The sequence below is a fragment of the Thermodesulfobacteriota bacterium genome (assembly GCA_040757775.1).
Taxonomy (GTDB): Bacteria; Desulfobacterota; UBA8473; order UBA8473; family UBA8473; genus UBA8473.
In genome coordinates this window covers 1-3,103 of sequence record JBFLWQ010000046.1, presented here as the reverse complement: position 1 = coordinate 3,103, position 3,103 = coordinate 1, and the positions used below count along the sequence as shown (strand labels likewise).

Below are 3,103 nucleotides of genomic sequence, written 5' to 3'. Positions count from 1 at the left end.
CTAATGATATCCTTGAAAAAATAAGGATACTCGGAAATTGCTCTAATAAAAGTTCTTATGAGTATACAGAGGAAGAGGTAAATAAGATTTTCTCAGAGATTGATAAGCAGCTGAAGTTGACGAAGGCTAGGTTCTTGGCGGGGAAGAGGGAGAGGTTTAGGCTGTGAAGAAAAAGGAAGATATCACAGATTGTGACTTCAAGGTAGAGGTGTGAATAAAACGCTTGTTCCGATGGAAGTGATTGAAAAGAAAATTCTTCTCATTCGTGGTGAGAAGGTCATGCTGGACAGCGACCTTGCAGGACTTTATGAAGTATCTGTTAAAGTGCTAAACCAAACTGTTAAAAGGAATATCGGAAGATTTCCTAAAGACTTTATGTTTCAACTTACGAAAGAGAAGAATGAATCTTTAAGGTCACAAATTGTGACCTTAAAGAAAGGCCGCGGAGAACATCGAAAATATTTACCTTGTGTTTTCACCGAACAGAGGGTAGCGATGCTCTCCAGCGTACTTAATAGTGAAAGAGCGGTCAAAGTCAACATAGAGATTATGCGGGCATTTGTAAAACTCCGGCAACTGCTTTCCTCTAATGCAGAGCTTGCACGAAAACTTGAGACCCTGGAGAAGAAATACGATTCCCAGTTCAAGGTTGTTTTCGATGCCATCCACCAGCTAATGATTCCTCCAGAAAAACACAAAAGGAAAATTGGGTTTTTGCGGGAAAAATAAGAGTGGATAAGATTTTCTCTGAAATTGATAAGCAGTTAAAGCGGAGGAAGGCTGAACAGGGTTCTATGCAGACTCAGGGAGAGGTATTGGAATTGGATTTAGAGGCTCATTTGAAGATATGCTTCCCCGTTGATGAAATTGAGCCTGTTCCCAAAGGAATGAGAGGGGCTGATATTTTGCAAAAGGTATATAGTCGAAGTGGTCAACATTGCGGGGCAATAATCTGGGAAACAAAACATACAAAAGCATGGAGTGATGGCTGGCTTTCGAAACTTAAAGATGATCAAAGAGATGTAAAAGCAGAGATTGCAGTTATAGTTACTGAAGCTCTGCCAAAAGGGATTAATTCTTTTGCTCAATTGGAAGGTGTATGGGTAACAAATTTTATGCTTGCAAGCAGTCTGGCAGAGGTATTAAGGGAAGGTTTAATAGAATTGTCTCAGGCAAAACTTTCAGCTATTGGTAAAAATGAAAAGGTGGAAGCTATTTACAATTATCTTTCTGGTCCTGAATTCAAACAGAAGGTAGAGGCTATCGTTGAAGCATTTAAGTCTATGAAAGAGGATTTGGATCAGGAAAAAAGGGCTATGACAAGAATATGGGCAAAAAGAGAAAAACAGATTGAACGTGTCATTATGAATACTGCCGGTATGTATGGAGACATGCAGGGCATCATAGGCGCTACCCTACCTCAAATCAAAATACTGGAAATTGGGGCAGGAGATGGGACAGAAGAAACTAATGGAGCTAAAGAGCTAAAATAACAGATACCAAGCTGGATAGTGGGTAGTGTCCTAATTTGATTAGGGAACCCTTGGATTGTTTATTTATCTTTTTTGAAGTCGTGAACAATAGAAGCGCGAACTGCTTTTTCCGGTGAATCAACGGGAGGAATATGAAGAACGGCATAATAGCGACGTTTTGTGCTACCCTCTATAGGAGAAGACCACGCGTAGCATTTGGTCGCTTTAGGATGTCCTTTAAGCTTAAAAATACTAACAGTGCCTTCCCATACAATATTAGAACCAAACTTCTCCAAGACTATTAAATCCTCAATATGTGAAGCACTACATTTATGGAGTTGTTCCACTACTTTCTTAAGATCAGATTTACTCATCTTTTTCATCATCAACAGTTTCCGGCAAATCGTCTCTGTTAAGCTCTAAAAGTTTAATTAATTTTTCTATAGAGTCAGTAGTCACAGGTGATCCGCCAGAAATAAGAATACGTGCCTTTAAACCACGCCCAACCGGATAGTTAGCAATTTCCCTTTCTATATCAGTAGAAGTCTGCATTTTTTGCATTTGGGTACCTGCCCTTGGTTTACTTGAACTCCCTGACATATCAGTCAAGTAGGATTGATCTTGTGGTACTTCTTTAAGCTCTTTGTCTCCAGACAAGTTAGCAAATTCAATAGTTTTTCTAAAATCAGCAAGAAAACCATCCACCTTGTCTGGATTAAAGTCATAATCTTTAATTAGTTTAATTTTTAATGTAGCATCTGAGGGTAAATTTCCACCGTACTCATTAAATAACTTTTCATAACTAGTTGGTTTTAAAGCCAATTTTTTAGTTGTTTTAGTGTATGTCTCATCATAAGCTTCATGTAATGCTAAATCGATTGCCTCATCTGTAAGAATAATATCATTTTGTTTCTCATAAATCAAGCCAAATTTTTTCATAGCAGCAAGAACTCTCGCGCCATAAGTGCTACCTGCTTTATAACCAAGATGTTCATAGGCAGCTTTTAAGGGAATAGGATTATTTTTGTCTTTTTCCCATAGAATCTTTGCCTTTTGAATGGCTTCTTCTAAACTAATCATGGGATATCCAGGGCTTCTCTTTCCCTGCTTGCGCGTTTTCTTCTCTTTCGGTGTATTCATTTTATCCCTCCTTCCTTTCTTAATGATATTTATACTCCATTTATTGGTTTATGTCAAGAATAAAAATTACATTAAAAAAAGAAGTAAAAAAATTGCCAAGGCTTCATTTTATGCTTGACAAGAGAAGTAAAATATGAGATAGTGAATTAAAAAGTTGCAATGATGAGAATAATATGATAATCTATAAAGCGCAAAAAATGAAAAGCCTCATTCAATGTCACTTGAATGAGGCCATTAATGAGGGGCGCGGATTGGGAGCCAACACTGGGGTTTACACCCGGTCGTTCGGGGTTCAAATCCCCGGCGCTCCACCATTAAAATTATATTAGCATTATTATTGGAGGTTTGTCAATGAATATTTTAAAGCCTGTCAGAAACAAATAAACTGTCCTGTATTGTAGCACATAATCTGTCCGGTTTACAATGGTCACCAGTGGAGGTGACGTATGGGACGGACAGAGATATTACAGGAGGTTCGGAAGATGCGATTT

4 protein-coding genes and 1 tRNA gene are annotated in these 3,103 nt (G+C 38.2%); 3 read left to right on the top strand and 2 right to left on the bottom strand.

Features of this window, described 5'->3' with window-relative positions; genetic code table 11:
- Nucleotides 1-231 precede the first annotated feature (231 nt).
- Both AB1401_15180 and AB1401_15175 read left to right on the top strand, forming a co-directional pair.
- Nucleotides 232-729: an ORF6N domain-containing protein gene (locus tag AB1401_15180; protein MEW6616794.1), complete on the top strand. Its 498-nt coding sequence runs from the start codon at nucleotides 232-234 to the stop codon at nucleotides 727-729.
- A gap of 2 nt (nucleotides 730-731) precedes the next feature.
- Nucleotides 732-1,493, top strand: coding sequence for a DUF2130 domain-containing protein (locus tag AB1401_15175; GenBank protein MEW6616793.1), 762 nt, complete (start codon nucleotides 732-734; stop codon nucleotides 1,491-1,493).
- 59 nt (nucleotides 1,494-1,552) lie between these two features.
- Here AB1401_15175 and AB1401_15170 read toward each other — a convergent pair whose 3' ends face one another.
- Together AB1401_15170 and AB1401_15165 are read right to left on the bottom strand one after the other, a co-directional pair.
- The gene (locus AB1401_15170) at nucleotides 1,553-1,858 is read right to left on the bottom strand and encodes a hypothetical protein (GenBank protein MEW6616792.1); all 306 of its coding nucleotides are present in this window, start codon (nucleotides 1,856-1,858) and stop codon (nucleotides 1,553-1,555) included.
- Nucleotides 1,839-2,612, bottom strand: a complete 774-nt coding sequence (locus tag AB1401_15165) for a hypothetical protein (protein ID MEW6616791.1) — start codon at nucleotides 2,610-2,612, stop codon at nucleotides 1,839-1,841. Before AB1401_15165 ends, AB1401_15170 begins: the two co-directional genes overlap by 20 nt.
- Before the next feature lie 241 nt (nucleotides 2,613-2,853).
- Here AB1401_15165 and AB1401_15160 point away from each other — a divergent pair.
- A tRNA-OTHER gene (locus AB1401_15160) sits at nucleotides 2,854-2,926 on the top strand.
- The last annotated feature ends 177 nt before the right edge of the window (nucleotides 2,927-3,103 follow it).

Excerpts from the sequence above, each read along its gene's own strand:
- AB1401_15180 (MEW6616794.1), top strand. The coding sequence starts at position 232 with ATGGAAGTGATTGAAAAGAAAATTCTTCTCATTCGTGGTGAGAAGGTC.
- AB1401_15170 (MEW6616792.1), bottom strand. The coding sequence starts at position 1,858 with ATGATGAAAAAGATGAGTAAATCTGATCTTAAGAAAGTAGTGGAACAA.
- AB1401_15165 (MEW6616791.1), bottom strand. The coding sequence starts at position 2,612 with ATGAATACACCGAAAGAGAAGAAAACGCGCAAGCAGGGAAAGAGAAGC.